Raw genomic sequence first — 20,069 nt, 5'->3', positions numbered from 1 at the left:
ACCTGAGCGGGTCGGGTGTTTGACCTGGTCGTTTCGGGGAATTACGCATTCGTGTGGCGAATCGTGATCAGTGTGGCCTGTGGGCTCGCGGTCTGCTGGGCGGCCGCCGGGTGCGGGACCGGCCAGCGCGGCGAGGAGGCCGAAGCGGCCGCGGACGCGTTCGTGACGGCGCTCGCCGAGGGCGACGGCGCGGCGGCGTGCGGTCTGTTGTCGCCGGACGCCGCGGAGCAGCTGGCCGCCGAGGAGGGGAAGCCCTGCGAGGCGGCGGTCCTCGAGCAGGGCCTGCCGACGGATTCGGCCGAGGAGACGGACGTGTGGGGGGACCGGGCCCAGGTGCGGACCGGTGGCGACGTGCTGTTCCTCGTGGAGCTGGCCGAAGGTTGGAAGGTGGTCGCCGCGGGGTGCGCGCCGCAGGGTGAACGGCCGTACGAATGCGAGGTGGAGGGCTGATGAGACGGGTGATGTTCACTGTGTATCTGGCGTTCACCGCGGTCGGGCTCGGGTACGCGATCGTCGTCGGTCTGCTGCGGCTCTGAGGAGATGACGATGCGGAAGGCATTGCGTGACAACGGGTTGAGCATCTGCTTCGGGCTGCTGTTCCTCGCGGCGCTGGTAGGGCAGGCGTTCGCGGGGCGGGCCGACTACAACGACCGGCAGCTGGTCGAGGGTGGGGCGCCCGCTTCGCTGGTGCAATATGTGGCGTCGGGCGACTTCGCGGTGGACCTCGCCGAGAACTGGCAGTCGGAGTACCTCCAGTTCTTCCTGTACGTGTTCGCGACGGTGTGGCTGGTGCAGCGCGGCTCGCCTGAGTCGAAGCTGGTCGGCAAGACCGGGACCGAGTCCGACGAGGAGCAGAAGGTCGGCCGGTACGCCACCGAGGACTCGCCGGAGTGGGCGAGGGCCGGAGGCTGGCGGACGGCGGTGTTCGCGCGGTCGCTCGGGGCGGTGATGGGCGCGCTGTTCATGCTGTCGTGGCTGGCGCAGTCGGTGGCCGGGCGCTCGGCGTACAACGCCGACCGGCTCGCGCAGCTCCAGGATCCGTTGAGTTGGACCGGGTACGTCGGCAGCGCCGATTTCTGGAACCGGACGCTCCAGAACTGGCAGTCGGAGTTCCTCGCCATCGGCACGATCGTCGTCGTCAGCGTCTACCTGCGCCAGAGGGGCTCTCCCGAGTCCAAGCCCGTCGGCGATCCGCACGACACGACCCAGGACACCGGCTGAAGGCCGGTGCCCCGGGGCGGGTCGGTGGCTCGCCGGGCTCGGCCGCTGCCGCGCCTGGCCGGGAGCGTCAGCCGGGCATGGTCTCGCCTCCGAGCGGGGCGAGGACTTCGCCGGTGTAGAACGAGGAGAGCCGGTTCGACGCGAAGAACACGTAGGACGGTGCGATCTCGTCGGGGTCGGCGGCGCGGCCCATCGGCGTGTGCTCGCCGAAACCCTCCACATGCGCTTCCGAGAGCGTGGAGGGGATCAGCGGCGTCCACACCGGTCCGGGCGCGACGCAGTTGACGCGGATCTTCCGGTCGGCGAGGGCTTGGGCCATCGAGTAGGTCCAGGCGATGACCGCGCCCTTGGTCGCTGAGTAGTCGATGAGGGTCTTGTTGCCGCGCAGGCCGTTCACCGACGCGGTGTTGATGATCGCGTCGCCGTCTCCCAGGTGGGCCAGGGCCGCGGCGGTGACGCGGAAGTAGGCGTGCATGTTCACCTCGAACGTGTGCGTCCACTGCTCGTCGGTGATCTCCTCGGGCCGGTCGACCGGTGTCTGGGTCGCGAGGTTGTTGACCAGCAGGTCCAGGCCCGAGAGCGCTTCGACGGTGCCCTCGACGGCCCGCCGGCACTGTTCGGCTGCGGCGAGGTCGCCCGGCAGGAGCGCGCAGGTGCGGCCCTCGGCCTCGACCAGCTTGGCGGTTTCGCGGGCGTCGTCGTGCTCTTCCAGATAGGCGATCGCCACGTCGGCGCCCTCCTTCGCGAACGCGACGGCCACGGCGCGGCCGATCCCGGAGTCGCCGCCGGTGACGAGCGCCTTGCGGCCCTTGAGCAGGCCGCGCCCTTCATAGCCCTCCATGGCGTCCCGCGGGCGGGGCCGCATCTTGTCGGTCCGTCCGGGCGGTTCCTGCTGTTGCGCGGGCTTGCCCATCGCGTCGTCCCCCTTCACGCGTGATGTCGGCCCTTCAGGGCCCGTGGGTGTGCGGGTACCCGGGGCCGGAGCCGGTAACCGCGCGCCCTGCGCATACCCGGCCGTGCAGCGGGTAGGCCCAGATGGGGTCCGCGGGCTCGCGGCCCGAATCGTTCACGGAGGGGGAAGGCGATGAAGGCCGTGGTGTGGCATGGGGTCGGGGACATCCGATTGGACGAGGTGCCCGATCCGGCGATCCGGGAGCCGTCCGACGCGATCGTGCGGATCACGCGCAGCGCGATATGCGGGACGGACCTGCACATGGTGCGCGGAACGATGCCGGACATGGTCTCCGGCACCGTCCTCGGCCACGAGGCCGTCGGCGTGGTCGAGGAGGTCGGCGCGGGGGTGCGCGGCTTCCGGCCCGGGGACCGGGTGGTGGTGCCTTCGACCGTGGGATGCGGGACCTGCTCGTACTGCCGGGCCGGGTACTACGCGCAGTGCGACAACGCGAACCCGAACGGGCCCGCCGCGGGCACGTGCTTCTTCGGCGGACCGAAGTCGACAGGGCCGGTGGACGGACTCCAGGCCGAGTACGCGCGGGTCCCGTACGCGTCGACAGGCCTGGTCCCGATCCCCGACGAGGTGAGCGACGACCAGGCGATCCTGCTCTCGGACATCTTCCCGACCGCGTGGTTCGGGGCGAAGCTCGCCGAGGTGGGGCGGGGCGACACGGTCCTGGTGCTCGGCGCGGGTGTGGTCGGCCAGTTCGCCGTCGAGTCGGCGAAGCGGCAGGGCGCGGGGCGCGTGCTCGTCGTCGACGGGATCGACTCGCGTCTGGAGAAGGCGCGGGAGCAGCACGCCGAGGTCATCGACTTCAACCGGGAGGACCCGGTCGCGGCCGTCAAGGACCTGACCGGTGGCATCGGCGTGGACCGGGTGATCGAGGCGGTCGGGGTGGACGCGGAGCGGCCCGCGGACGGGCCCGCGGTCGTGTCCGAGGACGAAGCGGCACAGTTCGACCGCGAACGCGACGAGGCCGCGCCGGACGCGGCGCCCGACGGCGATCAATGGGTGCCCGGCGACGCCCCGAGCCTGGCACTGCGGTGGGCGGTCGACGCGGTCGCCAAGGCCGGGAGCATCGGCGTCATCGGGGTGTACCCGGCCGGGTTCGACCGCTTCCCGATCGGCGACGCGATGAACCGGAACCTGACGCTCAAGATGGGCAACTGCAACCACCGGCGCTACATCCCCGGGCTGCTGCGCCTGGTCGCGACCGGCACGATCGACCCGACCGCGTTCATCACGCAACACGAACCGCCCTCGGCGGCGATCGACGCCTACGAGACGTTCGACCGCCGCGAGGACGGCTGGCTCAAGACGGTCCTCGACGTAGCGTGAAACGCCCGCGCAGGGCGTCCGCCACGGGGCGGACGCCCTTCACTCGGGTTTCACGGCGTCCTTCAGCTCGGATTTGTCCATGCTGGACGCGCCGCTGACGTTCATGTTGCGGGCCTGGAGTTCGAGCTCCTCGCGGCTCGCGTGGCCGGGCTGGTCGCCCAAGTGCTGCGCGCGGCTGGCGGCGAAGGCTTCGCCGAGTTTGGCGCGTCTGGCGTCGTCGAGCCCGGTCTTCATTCCGGGCAGGACCGTGGACTCCTCCTCTTCGACGTGGTGCGTGACCGCGTCGACGAGTTCCTTGAGCGCCTTGTCGAACTCCGGTGACTCGGGGTCGGCGCCGTTGAGTCGCACCAGGAGTTCCTCCGCCTGCTCGTGCTCCTCCTGGGAGTGCGCGACCTCGTCGGTCTCGCCTGCCTCGGACTTGGCGACCGGGTACACCTCGGCCTCTTCGGCGCGGCTGTGCGCGGTCAGCAGCGCCGAGAGCACCGGCGTCAGTAGCGGCCGGTGCTCCGGGTGCGTCTTGAGTTCGTCGAACAGCCGTTCCACCTCGCGGTGGTCGGCCATGATCAGGTCCACTACGTCGCCGCTCATGTCCTCGTCCTCTCCTTCGGCGTCAACTGACCTGCGGGATACCCCGGCTCGGGAACCTCATGCATCACAGGGCGCGCAGCAGACGCCGCAGGGCGGCTAGGAGCGCGCCTTGCAGCTCGGCCCCTTCCGCGCCCGGTTCTACTCGGGCGGACGAGAGCCTCATGGTCCTCGACCAGGTCGAGTGCGAGGTCCTCGAAGCCGACAGAGTCCGCGCTCGGCTCTTGCGGAGGCGGTTCAGCCGGCGGTGCAGGTCACTGCTGGGGTTGCGGCGGAGCCGGTGCCTACGAATCCCCAGGCTTCGACGGTCTGTCCGGCGCGGACGGTGGCGTTCCAGCCGTCGTCGGCGGCGGTGACGGTCGTTCCGGAGGTGGAGACGACGGCGTTCCAGTGGCTGCTGATGCCCTGGCCGCCGGGCCAGGTCCAGGTGAGGGTCCAGCCGTTGACGGTGTCGCTTCCCGCGGTGATGAGCAGGGCGCCCTGCCAGCCGGAGCCCCAGTCGTTGACGATGTCGATCTCGGCCGTGCAGCCGGACCCGGTCGGCGGCGGGCCGGTCGTCTCCTCCGGGGGCGTCGTCTCACCGGGCGACTCGGGGTCGAACCGGTTGAAGAAGTCCCAGGTCTCGCCCGGGAGCCACGAGTCCGCGCCGTCGCCTGAGGCCCCGTCCCGCGGGGCCTGGATGTGGCCCTCGTCGAACGAGGCCCACACGACCGGGTGGTCCGCCGAGCATCCGGCGAACTCGGTGGTGATGTGCGTCCGGCTGCCCGACGGGGGCGCGGGCGTGCTCTGGGCGGTGCAGCCGTTGTTGGCGACGAACCTGTCGCGCTGGGAGATCCCGTCGGTGAAGTTGTCGGTGGTGCCGTGCGCCGCGAACACCGCGACGGGCGCGGTGCCGCCGTCGCACCCGCTGACGAACCCGGGCGAGCCGTAGGGCGCGATGGCGCGGAACACGTCCGGGCGCGAGCACGCGAGCGAGTAGCTCATGGCGCCGCCGTAACTGAAGCCCAGGGAGAACCGCTGGCTCGTGTCGACGCACAGGCCGCCCTCGACGAGCGCGAGCATGGCGTCGACGAACGCGATGTCCTCGCCGCCGTTGTTGGCCCAGGCGTTGTCCAGGCCCTGCGGGGCGACGAAGATGGTCGAGTCGCCCGCGAGTCGCTTGAGGCCGTAGTAGGCGTAGGTGCCCGACTCGACCGCTTGACCGGTGGCGACGTCCTGAGCGGTGCCGCCCCACCAGTGGAAGCCGAAGACGAGTCGGTGGGGACGGTCGCGGTCGTAGCCGGAGGGGACGTCGAGGATGAAGCTGCGGCTCGTGCCGCCGCTCTGGATGGTGTGGTTGCCGCTGGTCAGGGTGGGGTTCTGGCCGCATCCGGCGGTGGCCGACGCCTGTGCCGAGGAGACGGACGGGTCGGCGGCGGCGGTCAGCGTGCCCGCGGCGAAGAGCGCCGTCAGGGCCGCCGCGACCAGCGCGAATCGTGCGCCTGTTCGCAAGGGCTTCATGTCGAGATGCCTTTCGTACGGTGTTCGGGAGGGTGTGAGGGCATCCCCGTGATCGAAATTTTCAGATGAATTACCGAAACTTAAGATAACCCAATTATAGATGAATGTCTATATGACGCGATCACGACCTCGAGGACGTGGAGGGCGCAGGCGCCACTCGCTCGGGGCGGACCGAATATCGCCCGAGTAGACGCATTGACATCAGTGGACACGGTAACTACGCTCTGGAAATTATCGGAAGTACTCCCGAAATTTTCGCCAGCCATGCTCATGTGAGCGCGCACATAGGCGGATCTTTCGCGGAATACGGACACTCTCAAGGAGGAGAGACATGTCGGATGTGTTCGGGCGGACGCCCGTCGGCGCGACTCGCCGGAAATTCATCGGAATCTCGGTCGCCACGTCAGGTGCGATCGCGCTCGCGGCGTGCAGCGGTGACGACGACGGCGGGGAGGTGGACCTCGACGCGCAGTCGAAGGGCGCGATGGACGACTTCGCCGCGGACGAGCAGTTCACCGCCACCGAGGCGTTCAACCTCTCGCTGCTGTGGACGGAGTGGCCCGAGCTCCCCATCACCGACTCGTGGAGGTTCTTCGACGAGATCGAGGAGCGCACCAATGTGAAACTGGAGATCACGACCATCCCGTTCAGCGACGCGGTGGAGAAGCGCAGTCTGCTCATCAGCGCGGGCGACGCCCCCACGGTCATCCCGCTCATCTACACCGGCGACGAGACCTCCTTCGTCTCCTCTGGAGCGATCCTCCCGATCAGCGACTATGTCGAGCACATGCCGAACTTCCAGAAGTACGTGCAGGAATGGGACCTCGCCGACATGATCGAGAACCTCAAGCAGGCGGACGGCAAGTACTACATGCTGCCCGGCCTCCAGGAGGTCTCGGTGCCGGTCTTCACCCTCGTCGTGCGCAAGGACGTCTTCGAGTCGGTCGCGGGCGGCATCCCCCAGACCTGGGACGAGATGCGCGAGGCCCTCGTCAAGATCAAGGCGGCGTACCCCGACTCCCACCCCCTCGCCGACGGCTTCGAGGCCCAGTCGATGCTCAACTACGCCGCGCACGCCTTCGGCGCGCAGGCGGGCTGGGGTTTCGGCACCGGCATGATGGACGACGGCTCCGGCAAGCTTCAGTACACCGCCGTGTCCGCGGGCTACAAGGAGATGGTCGAGTACTTCCGCGGGCTCGTCGCGGACGGCCTGGTCGACACCGAGTCGTTCACCGCGGCGAACGACGGGAGCGGCGGCGGCAGCGTCGCGGAGAAGTTCGCGAACGAGACCGTGTTCGCCGCCTCCGGTTCGGCCGGGACCGCGATCGAGTTCGCGCAGGGCCTGAACGAGACGGTCGGCCCGGGCAACTTCGAGATCCTCCAGATCGCCCCGCCCGGCGGACCGGCGGGCCAGGTGTGCGAGCCGCGCAACTTCTGGAACGGGTTCATGCTCAACGCCGAGGTCGCCGACTCCGAGTACTTCCTCGCCACCTTGCAGTTCCTCGACTGGATCTACTACAACCCCGAGGCCCGCGAACTCATGCGCTGGGGCGTGCTCGACGAGACCTACACCAAGGACGCGGACGGCACGATCACGATCAAGCCCGAGTACTCCCTCGACGACTATGAGATCAACCCCGACGGCGAGACCGACATCCAGGAGGACCTGGGCTGGTCGAACCCGGTGTTCGCCGACTCGACCGAATCGCGCGCGCTCAAGGAGTCCTACAACACCCCGACCTTCGTGGAGTACATCGATTCGGTGCTCGCCACGCGGACCCCGCGCGACCCGAACCCGCCCGCGCCGCTCGACGAGCTGGAACTCGAACAGGCCTCGCTTCTGGCGACGCCGATCAAGGACACCGTGGACACCAACACGCTGCGGTTCATCCTGGGCGAGCGCGACATCGCCGAATGGGACGACTACGTGTCCGAGCTCGAAGCCCAGGGCCTCGCCACCTACGTGGACCTCAACAACGCCGCCCGCGAACGCTTCGAGGAGGAGAACTCCTGATCCGCGCCGGGGCAGCGGCCCCGACGCGGACGGGAGGGAGTACGACATGCCCCTCACACAAGACGAGCATTCCCAGCGGCCGGTGACCCGCGGGCCGTCCGAGGCCACCGCCTCCGACGCGCCCGCCAGCGCCCCCGCGACGGCGCCGCGCCGGCTCTCCAGACGGAAGCGGCAGACCTGGCGGGAGGCCCTCCGGCGCGACTGGCAGCTCTACAGTCTCGCCCTGATCCCGCTGATCTACCTGGCGATCTTCAAGTACGGCCCGATGATCGGGAACGTCATCGCGTTCCGCCGCTTCCGCCCCGGCGGGAGCGTCTTCGGCGACGAGTGGGTCGGCCTGCGCTACATCGAGATGTTCGTCAACGACCCGACCTTCTGGAAGGTGTTCACGAACACGGCGATCCTGGGCGGGCTGACCCTCCTCATCGGCTTCCCGCTCCCGATCATCCTGGCGCTCATGCTCAACGAGGTGCGCAAGAAGCACTTCAAGAAGATCGTGCAGTCGATCTCCTATCTGCCGCACTTCCTGTCCGTGGTCATCGTGGCGGGCATGATCCTGCAACTGCTGTCATTGCAGGGCACGGTCAACCAGCTCGTCGAGGCGTTCGGCGGCGAGGGGATCCCGTTCATCCAGCGGGCCGAGTGGTTCCGCACGATCTACGTCGGCTCGGAGGTGTGGCAGACCGTCGGCTGGGGCACGATCCTCTACCTGGCGGCGCTCACCACGGTCGACGACTCCCTCTACGAGGCCGCGCGGATCGACGGCGCGGGACGGTGGCGGCAGACCTGGCACGTCACGCTGCCCGGCATCCGCCCGATGATGGTCACGCTGCTGATCCTCAACATCGGGACGTTCCTCAACGTCGGCTTCGAGAAGGTGCTCCTGCTGTACAACCCGCTGACCTACGAGACGGCCGACGTCATCTCGACCTATCTCTACCGGGTCGGCCTGGTGTCGAACAATCTCAGCTACGCGGCGGCGATCGGCCTGTTCCAGGCCGTGATCGGCCTCGTGATGGTGCTCTCCGCGAACCTGATCTCGCGGCGGATGGTGGGGACGAGCCTGTGGTAGACGTGATCTCGAAGAACATGGCCGAGCCGAAGGGCCGGGCGCCGCGGCGGACGCTGGAGTCCACCGGGATGCGCGTCTTCGGCGCCGTCAACGCGACCCTGCTCGTGCTGCTGTGCCTGGTGATGCTGTATCCGTTCATCACGGTGCTCGCCCAGTCGTTCAGCTCGCCGGGGGCGATCAGGGCGGGTCAGGTGAGCTTCTGGCCCGTGGGCTTCAACGTGGACACCTACGGCGCGGTCATGTCGAACGGCGCCTTCTGGCGCAACTACGGCAACACCGTGCTGTACACCGTGGTCGGAACCGTCATCGCCATGTCCCTCACCACGACCTACGCGTTCGTGCTGTCGAAGAAGCACCTCAAGGGCCGCAACGCCCTCATCGGGATCGCCGTGTTCACGATGTTCTTCAACGGCGGCCTCGTGCCGAACTACGTGCTCATCTCCTCGCTCGGCATGAAGAACACCATGTGGGCGATCGTGCTCCCGGGGGCGATCTCGATCTTCAACCTCCTGGTCATGAAGGCGTTCTTCGAGAACCTGCCGAAGGAGCTGGAGGAGGCCGCGCAGATCGACGGCCTCGGCTGGTACGGCATCTTCGGCCGGATCGTGCTGCCGCTGTCGAAGGCGGTCATCGCGACCATGGTGCTGTTCTACTCGGTCGCGTTCTGGAACGACTGGTTCGCGGCGTTCCTCTACCTCGACAAGAGCGAGCTGTTCCCCGTCACCCTGTTCCTGCGCAACCTCATCGCAGGGGCGTCCACGACCACCTCGGAGGGCGCGGCGGCGGCGGGCTCGACCACCGCCCTGGTCGCCACGAACATCCAAGCGGTGACCATGATCCTCACCGTCATCCCCATCCTCTGCGTCTATCCCTTCGTGCAGCGCTACTTCGTGTCGGGCATCATGCTGGGATCGGTCAAGGGATGAACGGGACCGGATCGAGTCGAAGGGAAAGCACCGAACACGCCGACGAGATCGGCCCGGGGGTGCTCTCCCGCGCGAGCGCCGCGATCTACCGGTGCCTCGTCCTCGGGCTGTTCCTCGCGGTCGCGGGCCTGCCGACGCTGGTCCTGTGGACGCTGCTGGCCCCGGAACCGGCGAACGTGCTCCTCTTCGTCGCCGCGCTCCTCCCGGTCGCGCCCGCGCTCGCCGCCGCGCTGTACGCGCAGCGGGCGTGGGCGGCCGAGCCCGACCTGAGCCCGGCGCGGCCGCTGCTGCGCGGGCTCCGGTTGAACTTGCGGGACACGCTGGCGTGGTGGATTCCGGTGCTCGCGTTGACGACGGTGCTCGCCGTGAACGTGCTGTTCGCGGAGGCGGTGGCCGGTGGCGGGGTCCTGCGGCCGGTGAGCGCGGTGCTGCTCGTGGTGCTCGCCGTGTGGTCAGGGCACCTGCTGGCGGTGACCTCGTTCTTCTCGTTCCGCTTCCGCGACGTGCTCCGCGTGGCCGCGGCGGAGTGCTTCCTCTCGTGGAAGTCCTCGCTCGGCGTCCTCTCGCTCCTCGTCGTCGCGGCCGCCGTGGTCGCGGTGGGCTCCGAGGCGGTGCTGCTCCTCTTCGGATGGGCGTTCGCGCTCTCGTTGTGGCTGGTCGTGCGCCCGGTCGCCGCGGACATCACCGCGCGGTTCACGCGCTCGGACTGACAGCGCGAATCCGTCTCGCTCAGGCCGAGGGGACCGGGCCGGTCGAGCCGCGGACGCTGAGCGTCGTCGCCAACTGAAGGTGCTGGAAGGCGGGCTGGATGCCGTCGGCCATGCCGAGCACGGTCTCGACGGCCATGCGCCCCATGCCCGCGAGCGGCTGGCGCACAGAGGTCAGGCTCGGCGTCGTCCACTCCGTCTGCGGCGTGTCGTCGAAACCGGTGATCGACAGTTCGCCGGGGACGCCGACGCCGAGTTCCTTCGCGGCGGACAGGACGCCGATGGCGATCTCGTCGTTGCCCGCGACGACGGCGGTCGGCCGCTCCTGGAGCGAGAGGAGTTCGCGGCCGTGCCGGTACCCCGCCTCGACGGCGAACGCGTCGTGGCGGATCAGCGCCCGATCCGGGGTGAGGCCGGTGGCGTCGAGCGCGGCCTGGTATCCGTGGAAGCGCTCGGCGGAGGGGGCGGAGTTGAGCGGGCCGCCGATCCAGGCGATCCGGCGGTGGCCGAAGCCGATCACGTGCGCGGTCGCCGAGCGTCCGCCCTCCCAGTTGGTGGAGCCGATGCTGACGACGCGGGCGTCCCTCGTGTCGATCGGGTCGATGGTCGCCATCGGCATCTCCAGTTCCTTCGCGGCGTCGAGCACCGAGTCGGGAACGGCCACGGCGAGTTCGATGACGCCGACGGCCCCCGCGGCCTGAAGCCCCGCGAGCCAGGAGTAGGCGGTCTCGGGCCCGGCGCCGATCGCCTGGTCGGGCGGGAGCCGGAGGACGAGTTCGGTCTCGGCGGCCGCGGCGGCGTCGAGGATGCCCTGGAGGACCGTTCCGGCGTAGCGCGACTCGACGTAGTCGAGCACCGTGACCAGGGTCCGGTCCCGCTTCCGCTCGGGTCGTTCGGTCGTGGACCGGTAGCCGAGCTCGTTGATGACACGGAGCACGCGGTCCCTCGTCCCGGCCGCCACGTCGCTGCGTCCGTTCAGGACCTTCGAAGCGGTGGCCAGCGAGACCCCGGCCGCCCGCGCGACATCGGTCAAGGTGGCTCTCCGGGGCTGGGCTCGCCGATTCATCACGTTCCCTTCAATATTTTCGAAATATTTTCGATCATATCACGATCGACAAGGCCGCCAGGTTGAGGAAAAGTCAGCACTTCACAGCCATGATTGACAGTGATTGTGATGGCCGGTACCGTGAATTTCGATCGAATAAGTTTCGAAACCTTTTCGAAACTCCGACAATGCTCCCCGCCATTCCTCATAAAGCGAAGTGAGACCATGACAGGCATACGCGCCTCCGCGTCCCGAATCCGCATCGACGGCGAGTCCCGCGAGGAGCGCGCGCTGCCGCACCTGTGGTCCGAATGCGTCGGCGCAGGACGGGCGAACGAGGCGCTTCGGGCGGACTGGCAGCGGCAGTTCGCCGAGGCGGTCGACCTCCTCGGGTTCCGCTACCTGCGCTTCCACGGCCTCTTCCACGACGACATGTTCGTCTACCGGGAGAGCGACGGCGGCGGCTTCGGCCCGAACACGCCCCTGCCCGCGCCAGTGCACACGTTCAGCTACGTGGACAAGGTCTTCGACTTCATCCTCGAATGCGGCGTGCGCCCGTTCGTGGAGCTCGGCTTCATGCCGCGCGAGCTGGCGACGGTCACCGAGACGCTGTTCTGGTGGGGCGCGCACGGCAGCCCGCCCAAGGACATGGACCGCTGGACGGAACTGGTAGCGAAGACGATCGAGCATTGGATCGACCGCTACGGCCGCGCCGAGGTGCGCCAATGGCGCTTCGAGGTGTGGAACGAGCCGAACCTGGTGCCCCACTTCTGGACCGGGACGAAGACGGAGTACTTCGAGCTCTACGCGCGCACCGTCGAGGCCGTCAAGCGCATCGACCCCGAACTCAAGGTCGGCGGCCCCTCCACGAGCGTCTTCGTGCCCGACGACCGCTACGAGGGCGAATACGAGGACCGCTCCAAGACGCACGCGACCGCGGCCGCGCCCGACGTGGACGCGCTCGACTGGCGTCCGGTGTGGATCGAGGAGTTCCTGGCCTGGTGCGCCGAACGGGAGGTCCCGGTCGACTTCGTCTCGACCCACCTCTACCCGACCGACTACGCGTTCGGCGCCGACGGCACCGGCGTGCAGCTCTCCCGGTACGCAGACGCGACCTTCGACGACCTGACCCTCCTGCGGAAGCTCCTGGCCGACAGCGCCTACCCCGAAGCGGAAGTCCACATCACCGAGTGGTCCTCCTCGCCGTCCTCCCGCGACCGGATGCACGACACCCTGTTCGCGGCCACCTTCATCACCCGCTCGTACCTGCGATGCGCCGCGCTCGCCGACTCGGTCTCCTACTGGGCCTTCACCGACGTCTTCGAAGAGGGCGGCGCGGGCATCGGGCCCTTCCACGGCGGCTTCGGCCTGGTGAACGAGAACGGCATCCACAAGCCGACGTTCCACGCGATGCGGATGCTCGAACGGCTCGGCGACCGGCTGCTCCTGACCACGCCCCACGGGGTCGTGTCCCGCGACAGCCGCACCTCGGCGGTGTCGGCCGTGTTCTTCAACTACCCGGACGAGATGGGCGCGAAGGCGATCGGCTCGGCGAACTCGTACCCCCAGACGCGCGCGCTGGCCGAGAAGGGCCCGGGCCGCAGGATCGGGCACGCGATCGAGGGCCTCGCGCCGGGCACCGTGTTCCTCGTCGAGATCCTGGACTGGGAGCACGGCAACGTCGCGGAGGCCTGGTACGAGCTGGGCAGTCCGATCAACCCCACCCGGGAGGAGAACCGCCACCTGGGCACCGTCGCGGACGCGCTGCTGCGGTACACGCTGATCGTGCCCGAGTCCGGCGTGCTCGAACTCGACGTCGATCTCCCACCGTGGGCCGTGATGTCCTTGCGGCAGAGCACATGAGGATTACGGGGGTGTTCGCGGGCGAGTCCGCGAACACCTCCGCTCCTCAACCGCCGCTGCCGCAGTCGGGCGTGGGGTTCGTGTGGGTGATGAGCCCGAGTCGGTAAGGGAGCTGCGAGTACTCTCCGCCGGAGTTCGGGTCGCGCCCCTGGTAGAGGTACTCCAGGTTGCACGGGTCGATCGCCATGGTCTGGTCGCCGTCGGTGCGCACCAGTTCGCCGTGGCTGATGTCATCGGTCCAGGCACCGCCGGGGAAGGCGACATTGCTGGACCGTGCGAACGGGTTGGACTCGGTGTCCGCCAGCGGGGTCCACTGCGAGAAGTTCGCGTCCAGACGGTCGGAGGTCCAGGACCGGAAGTAGCGGGCGCCGTCGGAGCCGATGGCCTCGATGAGGAGCAGGTACTCGTCGGTGTCGCCGATCTTGTAGACGTTGGTGGCCTCGAACAGGCTGTTGTCCGGGGCCTCCATGAACAGCTCGACGTCGCCGAAGCCGTTCGGGAACGCCGCCACCGTGGTCTGGGCCCGGTAGAACTGCTGCTTGTCGTTGTTGAAGTACAGGTAGCAGTGCACCTCGTCGCACGCGACCCAGTAGTCGACCACATAGGAGGAGGTGCCGTCGGCGATCCCGTGCGAGCTCATGAAGTTCTGCGCGGGAGAGGCCGTCTGCGGCTCCGAGGGGTGGTCGATGGTGGAGAAGGACGGCAGGCCGGTCTGGTAGACCAGGTACCACTGGTCGCCGGGCGCGAAGTAGAACACCTGCGGGGCGGCGCGGTAGCCGCCGCCGATGGCGGTCTGGGACAAGTGGTACTGGGGAGCCTGCCCGGCCTGGGACCAGTCGGCGAAGCCGCCGAAGTAGGTCATCGACCAGCCCCCGTCGGTGTCGGCGGTGGTGGCGTACACGTGGTACTGCCCGTCGACCTGGACCACCGACGGGTCCTTGACCGACACCAGGGTTCGCCCCGGCGCGGTCTGCTGGGGTTCGACGAGCACTCCGCTGGACTCCCATTGGAAGGCCGAGGGCAAGGGGTCGGCCTGTGCCGGGGAGGTCGCGGTGAGCGTGGCCGCCACGAGAGCGGCCGCGAACGCGGTCGCCAGCCAGGCGATCCGCGATCGGGTTGTCGTTGGTCGCATCGTGCTTCCTTCCGATGGTGGACGCGAAGGCCTGTTATCGCTAACAGCCTTGCGAGACGCTGAACATTTCCGCCGCCCCGCCGAAAACACGGGGCCGCAGCCTCAGGATAGACACGGGACAATAGGCATGTAAATATCTCGATGTATGCCAACTAATTTCTTCCACCGGCTCCGGTCGCCGGAGTCGGTCGGGTTCCCGCGGTCTACCGTCCGGGGAAGGCCGGAGGGGCGGTGCTCCCCCGGACGATGAGCTCGGTGGCGAGCTCGACGCGCTGCCGCGGCAGCGGTTCGCTGCGGGCCAGCGCGAGGAGCATGTCCGCGGCGGCCGCCGCCATCTCCCGCAGCGGCTGGCGGACGGTGGTGAGCGGGGGGATGCACCATTCGGCGGCGGGCAGGTCGTCGTAGCCGACCACGCTCAGGTCCTCAGGGACGCGCAGTCCGACCTCGGCCGCGGCCTGGTACACGCCCAGGGCCTCGCCGTCGTTGCCGGTGACGATCGCGGTCGGCGGCTCTTCGAGGCGCAGCAGCTCGCGGGTGTGGTGCCTGCCGTCGGCGATCTGGTAGTCGCCGATGCGGATCAGGGCCGGGTCCACCGGTGCCTTCGCCAGGTCCATGGCGGCCCGGAAGCCGTCGAGCCGGGCCCGGGCCGACAGGACGTGCTCGGGTCCGGTGATCACCGCGATGCGGCGGTGGCCGAGTGCCAGCAGATGGCGAGTGGCGGTGAGTCCGCCGTTCCAGTTGTTGGCGCCCACGGCCGCCGAGGCCGTATCGAGGTCGCCCGCGGGATCGACGAGCACGAGCGGGATGTCGCGGCTCCGGAGCTGTTCGCGCTGTTCGGCGGTGAGCTCGGTGAACACCGCGATGACGCCGGTGGGGCGGCGGGCGAGCACGTCCTCCACCCAGCCGGGCCCGGGAACGTGGCGGCCTTCGAGTTCGGAGACGACGACCCCGAGTCGGTGCCGCCGGGCCACTTGCTCGACGCCGTTGATGATCTCGATCCCGTACAGGCCGCGCAGCTCGTGGAAGACGACCTCCAGCAGCGGGGCCGCCTTGCCCTGGCGCTTCTGGCGCCGGTAGCCGTAGCGCCGGATGATGTCCTCGACCAGCTCGCGGGTCTCCGCCGCGACGTTGTCGCGCCCGTTGACCACCTTGGAGACCGTCGCGACCGAGACGCCCGCGCGATCGGCGATCTGCGCGATGGTCAGCGGCGTGCCGTCGATGCCCGAGGAAGCGCTTTCGTCAACCGAGGTCATTCGGGCATCGTAGCGTTCCGATGCGCGATCGTTTCGTCCAGTGGTGGCAGAAGCGGTGGCCTACTTGACGGGAGATCGATCCCTACCTATAGTCCGAACGAGCGAAACTTTCTAAGATTTCTCTGAAATTTTCAAGCGGGAATGGAGTGCCGATGTCAGGCGCAAGACGTGAAGTCCTGGCGACGGCGGCGGGCGCCTCCGTCCTCCGCTCGGCTCCGGACGAGCCGTTCCCCGTCGGCGTGCGCGAGTTCGCCTGGAGCCGCGGGGACCGCAGCCTCGTGACCCGCGTCTTCTACCCGTCGCGGGGTTCGCTTGACAGTGCGCCGAGGCCCGACGCACCGATCGCGGACGGCGCGTTCCCCGTCGTCGCCTGGAGCCACGGCCGGGGCGGCAATCCGGAGAGCTACGGGACGCACGTCCTCCCGTTGGCGCGGGCCGGATTCATCGTCGCGGCCCCGGTCTTCCCCACTACCGCCACCGGCACCGAGGGCAAGGTCGAGGACGTCTACAACGGCAGCCAGTCGCGCGACGTCTCCGAGGTCATCACCCGCACCCTGGCGCTCAATGGGGGCGGCGACATGTTCGCCGGGCACCTGGACACCGCCAACGGCGTCGGGGCCGCCGGGCACTCATTGGGCGGCATGACCACGCACGGGCTCCTCACCTCCTGGCCCGACGCCCGGATCACGGCCGCGATCGCGCACGCCGCGGTCGACATGGGCGCCCCTGCCGCCGAAGTCGCCGCGAAGGTCCTGTTCGTCCACGGCGACCAGGACCCGATCTGCGACTACCGCCTGGCGCGGCGGGCCTATGGGGCGCTCCCCGCCTCGAAGGCGTTCATGACCCACTCCGGCCAGGGCCACGACGAGTTCATCTGGAACGGCCCGACCTACCCCCAGACCGTCGAGACCAGTCTCGACTGGATGCGCTGGAGCCTCTACGGCGACACCGCCGCCCGAGACCGCCTCCCCACCGACGCCACCGGCGGCGGCATCGTCTGGGAATCCGAACTGGAATGAGAAGCCCGCCCGGACAGAGTTGATGTGGTGGCACAGGAGTCTGTCGTCTGGGTTCGCGGTCGGCTTTGTGAAGTGGCCCGCTGCGCGGTTGCGCGTCCTGGGGCAGGTCTTTAGGTTGGGGGGCATGAATGATGCACTCCGGATCGCGACCATCACGCCCGACAACGTCGACCTGGCCTGCCAGATCAAGGTCAAGCCCGAGCAGGAGGATTTCGTGGCCCCGGTCGCGGTGTCGCTGGCCGAGGCTTACGCGTCCCCGCAGGCGGCGTGGCCGCGTCTGGTGTACGTCGGTGACGAACCAGCGGCATTCGTGATGGGCGGGTTCGACCCGGATGCCGAGATCGAGTTCTTCCGCTGCGGGATCTGGCGGCTCAACGTCAGTGCTCGGCATCAGCGGGGCGGCCTCGGTCGTTTCGCGGTCGAGGCCGTGCTCGACGAGGCCCGGCGGCGCGGCTCGAAACGGGCCACGGTGATGTGGAAGACCGGCGCGGCCGGCCCCGAGGGCTTCTACCGCAGGATGGGGTTCGAGCTGACCGGTCAGGAATTCGCCGGGCAAGTGGTCGGAGCCATCGACCTGAACTAATCGAAACCCCCAGGCTGCCGGGGCACATACGATCTCGCCTGCGCTTCAGGCATAACGACTCCAGGCCAGAGACATAGTCTCTGGCCTGGAGTAACGGTCGGGCTGACAGGACTTGAACCTGCGACCCCTTGACCCCCAGTCAAGTGCGCTACCAAGCTGCGCCACAGCCCGTTTTTTGCCTCGTTGTCCGTGGCGGTGACAACTTTAGCGTATGGGTTCGGATGGTGGGGAGGGGAGGTCGGTGGTGTGAGACTGCCCGCTGGTGGCGGTTATTTCTTGGGCTTCTTGCGGGGTTCGCGTGGTTTGACCACCAGTTCGATCGGGGTGCCGCGGAAGCCGAAGTCCTCTCGGAGGCGGCGTTGGATGAACTTGAGGTACTGCTTGTCGAACGGCGCGTTGGTGAAGAGGATGAAGCGCGGCGGCTCGGCGGCGGCCTGGGTCGCGTAGATGACCTTCGGGGCCTTGCCCGAGCGCGTCGGGTGCGGCGTGGCGGCCTGGAGGGCGCTGATCCACTGGTTGAGCTCGCCGGTGCTGATGCGCTGGCCCCAGCCTTCGAGGGCCTCGCGCAGCGAGCGGGCGATCTTCTCCACGGCGCGGCCGGTCTCAGCCGAGACGTTCACCCGCGGGGCCCACGCGACCTGCGCGAGCTCGCGGTCGATCTCCTTCTCCAGGTAGTACCGGCGGTCCTCGTCGACCAGGTCCCACTTGTTGTAGGCGATGACGACGGCCCGGCCCGACTCGGTGACCTGGGTCAGCACCCGCTGGTCCTGCTCACTGATGGGCTCCGAGGCGTCCAGCAGCACCAGCGCAACCTCGGCGGCCTCCAGCGCGGACTCGGTGCGCAGGGCCGCGTAGTACTCGGTCCCGGACGCGAACTTGACGCGCTTGCGCAGACCCGCAGTGTCGACCAGGATCCAGTCCTCGCCGTCGATCTCCACGAGCGAGTCGACCGGGTCGACGGTGGTGCCCGCGACGTTGTCGACCACCGCGCGCGGCTCCCCCGCGATGCGGTTGAGCAGGCTCGACTTGCCGACGTTGGGGCGGCCCACGAGCGCCACACGGCGCGGCCCGCGCTCCTTGAGCTTCCCGGTGGGCACCTCGGGGAAGGCCCACACGATCTTGTCGAGCAGGTCCCCGGAGTTGCGGCCGTGGAGGGCCGAGATCGGGAACGGCTCGCCGAGGCCGAGACTCCACAGCTCGTGGATCTCGGCTTCCTGACGTTCGGAGTCGACCTTGTTGGCGACCAACAGGACCGGCTTCTTGGTCGAACGCAGGATGCGCACCGCGGCCTCGTCGGCGTCGGTCGGGCCCACGCGGGCGTCGACCACGAACACGATGACGTCGGCGGTGCGCATGGCCAGCTCGGCCTGCACCGCGATGGACTTGGCCATGCCTTCGGCGTCGGGGTCCCAGCCACCGGTGTCGACCAAGCTGAAGTCGCGCCCGGCCCATTCGGCGTCGTAGGCGACGCGGTCGCGGGTCACGCCCGGTTCGTCCTGGACGACCGCGGCGCGGCGGCCCAGGATGCGGTTGACCAGGGTCGACTTGCCCACGTTGGGGCGGCCGACCACGGCCACCGTCGGGACCGCGCCGCGCTCGTCAGCGCCGCCCCAGCCGGCGCTGTCGTTCACGACGGTGCTGTCGTCGAAACCGGCACCGTCGAGTTCGGCCGAGGCCGCTTCGTCACTCATCAATGTCCCTGTTGCTCAGCAAGGCCAGGATCTTGGCCACTACCTCCACGATCGGCAGTGCCGTGGAGTCGATAACGACGGCCCCCTCGGGGGCCTCCAGGGGTTTGGTGGTCTTCGAGTCGGCGGTGTCGCGGCGCTCGATGTCCTGCTTCGTGGCCTGGGCGTCGGCGCCGATCTCGGCCGCGCGGCGCTTGGCGCGCTCGACCGGGTCGGCGGTGAGGTAGACCTTGACGTCGGCGTCCGGGGCCACGACCTCGACGATGTCGCGGCCTTCGACCACGATGCCGCCCTTGGCCTCTCGGATGATGCGCTGCTGCTCACCGATGAGGAACTTGCGGACGGTCTTGTTGCCGGCGACCGCCGAGACGGCCTTGGTGACGTCGTCGCCGCGGATCGCCAGGTCGGCGTCCTCGCCGTCGACGCGGGTGAAGGGGTCCTCCGGGGAGGTGCCGAATTCGAGCTTGGCGGCCTTGACGGCCTTGGTGACCTGCGCGGTCTGGGTGGGGTCGACCCCGGCGTTGAGGACGGCCAGGGTCGCGGCGCGGTACATCGAGCCGGTGTCGAGGTAGGCCGAGTCGATCGCGGTCGCGAGTGTCTTGGACACGGTCGACTTGCCGGCCCCCGAGGGGCCGTCGATGGCGACGACCGGTCCGCTCTTCTGGTCAGGCACTATCGCGCTCCGTTCTTCAACTGCAAACCTCGCAAACCTACATCATGCCTTGTCGCGGGTCCTCCACGGCGAACGCCCGGGCAGTCGTGACTTGGATCTTCCTCGATGTTCTAGCGCTCGACGACCCGCGCGCCCATCGGCCACAGCGCCAGCGGGATCATCTTCCAGTTGGCGACCGCCAGCGGCAGGCCGATGATCGTGATCGCCTGGAGGAACCCGGTCACCAGGTGCGTGAGGGCCAGTTCCCACCCGAAGAGGATGAGCCACAGGATGTTCCCCAGGAGGGAGAAGCATCCGGCCGTGCGGTCGTAGACGACCGTCCGGCCGAACGGCCACAGCACGTACCCCGCCAGCCGCATGTTCGCGATGCCGAACGGGATCGTCACGATGAAGACGCAGAACAGCAGCCCGGCGAGGAAGTAGCCGATCGCGAGCCACAGCCCGGCCAGCACGAACCAGATGATGTTCAGAATGGTTGACATGCCGAAACCCTAA

Annotated in this window: 19 protein-coding genes and 1 tRNA gene; 10 read left to right on the top strand and 10 right to left on the bottom strand. The window is 68.8% G+C overall.

All coding sequences use genetic code 11. The annotated features are described in order from the left end of the window. Positions 1-63: 63 nt before the first annotated feature. The gene (locus tag AB0B28_RS01410; RefSeq protein ID WP_360114579.1) at positions 64-450 is read left to right on the top strand and encodes a hypothetical protein; all 387 of its coding nucleotides are present in this window, start codon (positions 64-66) and stop codon (positions 448-450) included. Between the two features lie 96 nt (positions 451-546). Beyond that, positions 547-1,221, top strand: a complete 675-nt coding sequence (locus AB0B28_RS01405) for a DUF6766 family protein (RefSeq protein ID WP_360114576.1) — start codon at positions 547-549, stop codon at positions 1,219-1,221. A gap of 67 nt (positions 1,222-1,288) precedes the next feature. On the opposite strand, the gene AB0B28_RS01400 is transcribed toward AB0B28_RS01405, so the two are convergent. Continuing rightward, a complete protein-coding gene (locus AB0B28_RS01400) occupies positions 1,289-2,134 on the bottom strand; it encodes an SDR family oxidoreductase (protein ID WP_360114842.1) in 846 nt (281 codons plus the stop codon). A gap of 171 nt (positions 2,135-2,305) precedes the next feature. Between AB0B28_RS01400 and AB0B28_RS01395 the strand changes: the two genes are divergently transcribed. Continuing rightward, positions 2,306-3,514 (top strand): zinc-dependent alcohol dehydrogenase, encoded by a 1,209-nt coding sequence (locus AB0B28_RS01395; RefSeq protein ID WP_360114574.1) that lies wholly within the window; start codon positions 2,306-2,308, stop codon positions 3,512-3,514. A 39-nt stretch (positions 3,515-3,553) separates the two neighbouring features. On the opposite strand, the gene AB0B28_RS01390 is transcribed toward AB0B28_RS01395, so the two are convergent. Beyond that, on the bottom strand, positions 3,554-4,102 hold the full coding sequence (locus AB0B28_RS01390; protein ID WP_360114571.1) for a hemerythrin domain-containing protein: 549 nt from the start codon (positions 4,100-4,102) through the stop codon (positions 3,554-3,556). Between the two features lie 234 nt (positions 4,103-4,336). After that, positions 4,337-5,599: a cellulose binding domain-containing protein gene (locus AB0B28_RS01385; RefSeq protein WP_360114568.1), complete on the bottom strand. Its 1,263-nt coding sequence runs from the start codon at positions 5,597-5,599 to the stop codon at positions 4,337-4,339. 331 nt (positions 5,600-5,930) lie between these two features. Here AB0B28_RS01385 and AB0B28_RS01380 point away from each other — a divergent pair, with 331 nt between their 5' ends. From AB0B28_RS01380 to AB0B28_RS01365, 4 genes are all read left to right on the top strand, one after another. Then, positions 5,931-7,613: an extracellular solute-binding protein gene (locus tag AB0B28_RS01380; RefSeq protein WP_360114565.1), complete on the top strand. Its 1,683-nt coding sequence runs from the start codon at positions 5,931-5,933 to the stop codon at positions 7,611-7,613. Positions 7,614-7,659: 46 nt separating this feature from the next. Beyond that, positions 7,660-8,685: an ABC transporter permease subunit gene (locus tag AB0B28_RS01375; protein WP_360114562.1), complete on the top strand. Its 1,026-nt coding sequence runs from the start codon at positions 7,660-7,662 to the stop codon at positions 8,683-8,685. Between the two features lie 68 nt (positions 8,686-8,753). Next, a complete protein-coding gene (locus tag AB0B28_RS01370; RefSeq protein ID WP_360114839.1) occupies positions 8,754-9,611 on the top strand; it encodes a carbohydrate ABC transporter permease in 858 nt (285 codons plus the stop codon). After that, entirely contained in the window at positions 9,608-10,321 is a 714-nt protein-coding gene (locus AB0B28_RS01365; protein ID WP_360114559.1) for a glycosyl transferase, read from the top strand. Before AB0B28_RS01370 ends, AB0B28_RS01365 begins: the two co-directional genes overlap by 4 nt. Before the next feature lie 19 nt (positions 10,322-10,340). On the opposite strand, the gene AB0B28_RS01360 is transcribed toward AB0B28_RS01365, so the two are convergent. Next, positions 10,341-11,351, bottom strand: a complete 1,011-nt coding sequence (locus tag AB0B28_RS01360) for a LacI family DNA-binding transcriptional regulator (RefSeq protein ID WP_360114556.1) — start codon at positions 11,349-11,351, stop codon at positions 10,341-10,343. A gap of 237 nt (positions 11,352-11,588) precedes the next feature. Between AB0B28_RS01360 and AB0B28_RS01355 the strand changes: the two genes are divergently transcribed. Next, complete coding sequence (locus AB0B28_RS01355; protein ID WP_360114553.1) at positions 11,589-13,226, top strand: beta-xylosidase; 1,638 nt, start codon at positions 11,589-11,591, stop codon at positions 13,224-13,226. Between the two features lie 46 nt (positions 13,227-13,272). On the opposite strand, the gene AB0B28_RS01350 is transcribed toward AB0B28_RS01355, so the two are convergent. Both AB0B28_RS01350 and AB0B28_RS01345 read right to left on the bottom strand, forming a co-directional pair. Then, positions 13,273-14,358 (bottom strand): non-reducing end alpha-L-arabinofuranosidase family hydrolase, encoded by a 1,086-nt coding sequence (locus AB0B28_RS01350; protein ID WP_360114550.1) that lies wholly within the window; start codon positions 14,356-14,358, stop codon positions 13,273-13,275. Positions 14,359-14,561: 203 nt separating this feature from the next. Continuing rightward, positions 14,562-15,611 (bottom strand): substrate-binding domain-containing protein, encoded by a 1,050-nt coding sequence (locus AB0B28_RS01345; protein WP_360114547.1) that lies wholly within the window; start codon positions 15,609-15,611, stop codon positions 14,562-14,564. A 152-nt stretch (positions 15,612-15,763) separates the two neighbouring features. Between AB0B28_RS01345 and AB0B28_RS01340 the strand changes: the two genes are divergently transcribed. Continuing rightward, on the top strand, positions 15,764-16,630 hold the full coding sequence (locus AB0B28_RS01340) for an alpha/beta hydrolase (protein ID WP_360114544.1): 867 nt from the start codon (positions 15,764-15,766) through the stop codon (positions 16,628-16,630). A 124-nt stretch (positions 16,631-16,754) separates the two neighbouring features. Then, positions 16,755-17,213: a GNAT family N-acetyltransferase gene (locus tag AB0B28_RS01335; protein ID WP_360114541.1), complete on the top strand. Its 459-nt coding sequence runs from the start codon at positions 16,755-16,757 to the stop codon at positions 17,211-17,213. 97 nt (positions 17,214-17,310) lie between these two features. Here AB0B28_RS01335 and AB0B28_RS01330 read toward each other — a convergent pair. From AB0B28_RS01330 to AB0B28_RS01315, 4 genes are all read right to left on the bottom strand, one after another. Further along, positions 17,311-17,384 (bottom strand) — tRNA-Pro (locus AB0B28_RS01330). 98 nt (positions 17,385-17,482) lie between these two features. Next, a complete protein-coding gene (der, locus tag AB0B28_RS01325) occupies positions 17,483-18,904 on the bottom strand; it encodes a ribosome biogenesis GTPase Der (RefSeq protein WP_360114538.1) in 1,422 nt (473 codons plus the stop codon). Further along, a complete protein-coding gene (gene cmk / locus AB0B28_RS01320; RefSeq protein ID WP_360114535.1) occupies positions 18,897-19,574 on the bottom strand; it encodes a (d)CMP kinase in 678 nt (225 codons plus the stop codon). Before cmk ends, der begins: the two co-directional genes overlap by 8 nt. Positions 19,575-19,684: 110 nt before the next feature. Then, entirely contained in the window at positions 19,685-20,056 is a 372-nt protein-coding gene (locus AB0B28_RS01315; RefSeq protein WP_360114532.1) for a YccF domain-containing protein, read from the bottom strand. Positions 20,057-20,069: the final 13 nt, after the last annotated feature.

Origin of the sequence: Glycomyces sp. NPDC046736, assembly GCF_040645615.1 — a bacterium.
Taxonomy (GTDB): Bacteria; Actinomycetota; Actinomycetes; order Mycobacteriales; family Micromonosporaceae; genus Glycomyces.
This window is presented reverse-complemented; position numbering and strand designations above follow the sequence as displayed.

Coding starts and splice junctions, on each gene's coding strand:
- AB0B28_RS01405 (WP_360114576.1), top strand. CDS start 547: ATGCGGAAGGCATTGCGTGACAACGGGTTGAGCATCTGCTTCGGGCTG.
- AB0B28_RS01400 (WP_360114842.1), bottom strand. CDS start 2,134: ATGGGCAAGCCCGCGCAACAGCAGGAACCGCCCGGACGGACCGACAAG.
- AB0B28_RS01395 (WP_360114574.1), top strand. CDS start 2,306: ATGAAGGCCGTGGTGTGGCATGGGGTCGGGGACATCCGATTGGACGAG.
- AB0B28_RS01390 (WP_360114571.1), bottom strand. CDS start 4,102: ATGAGCGGCGACGTAGTGGACCTGATCATGGCCGACCACCGCGAGGTG.
- AB0B28_RS01385 (WP_360114568.1), bottom strand. CDS start 5,599: ATGAAGCCCTTGCGAACAGGCGCACGATTCGCGCTGGTCGCGGCGGCC.
- AB0B28_RS01380 (WP_360114565.1), top strand. CDS start 5,931: ATGTCGGATGTGTTCGGGCGGACGCCCGTCGGCGCGACTCGCCGGAAA.
- AB0B28_RS01375 (WP_360114562.1), top strand. CDS start 7,660: ATGCCCCTCACACAAGACGAGCATTCCCAGCGGCCGGTGACCCGCGGG.
- AB0B28_RS01370 (WP_360114839.1), top strand. CDS start 8,754: ATGCGCGTCTTCGGCGCCGTCAACGCGACCCTGCTCGTGCTGCTGTGC.
- AB0B28_RS01365 (WP_360114559.1), top strand. CDS start 9,608: ATGAACGGGACCGGATCGAGTCGAAGGGAAAGCACCGAACACGCCGAC.
- AB0B28_RS01355 (WP_360114553.1), top strand. CDS start 11,589: ATGACAGGCATACGCGCCTCCGCGTCCCGAATCCGCATCGACGGCGAG.
- AB0B28_RS01350 (WP_360114550.1), bottom strand. CDS start 14,358: ATGCGACCAACGACAACCCGATCGCGGATCGCCTGGCTGGCGACCGCG.
- AB0B28_RS01345 (WP_360114547.1), bottom strand. CDS start 15,611: ATGACCTCGGTTGACGAAAGCGCTTCCTCGGGCATCGACGGCACGCCG.
- AB0B28_RS01340 (WP_360114544.1), top strand. CDS start 15,764: ATGTCAGGCGCAAGACGTGAAGTCCTGGCGACGGCGGCGGGCGCCTCC.
- AB0B28_RS01335 (WP_360114541.1), top strand. CDS start 16,755: ATGAATGATGCACTCCGGATCGCGACCATCACGCCCGACAACGTCGAC.
- der (WP_360114538.1), bottom strand. CDS start 18,904: ATGAGTGACGAAGCGGCCTCGGCCGAACTCGACGGTGCCGGTTTCGAC.
- AB0B28_RS01315 (WP_360114532.1), bottom strand. CDS start 20,056: ATGTCAACCATTCTGAACATCATCTGGTTCGTGCTGGCCGGGCTGTGG.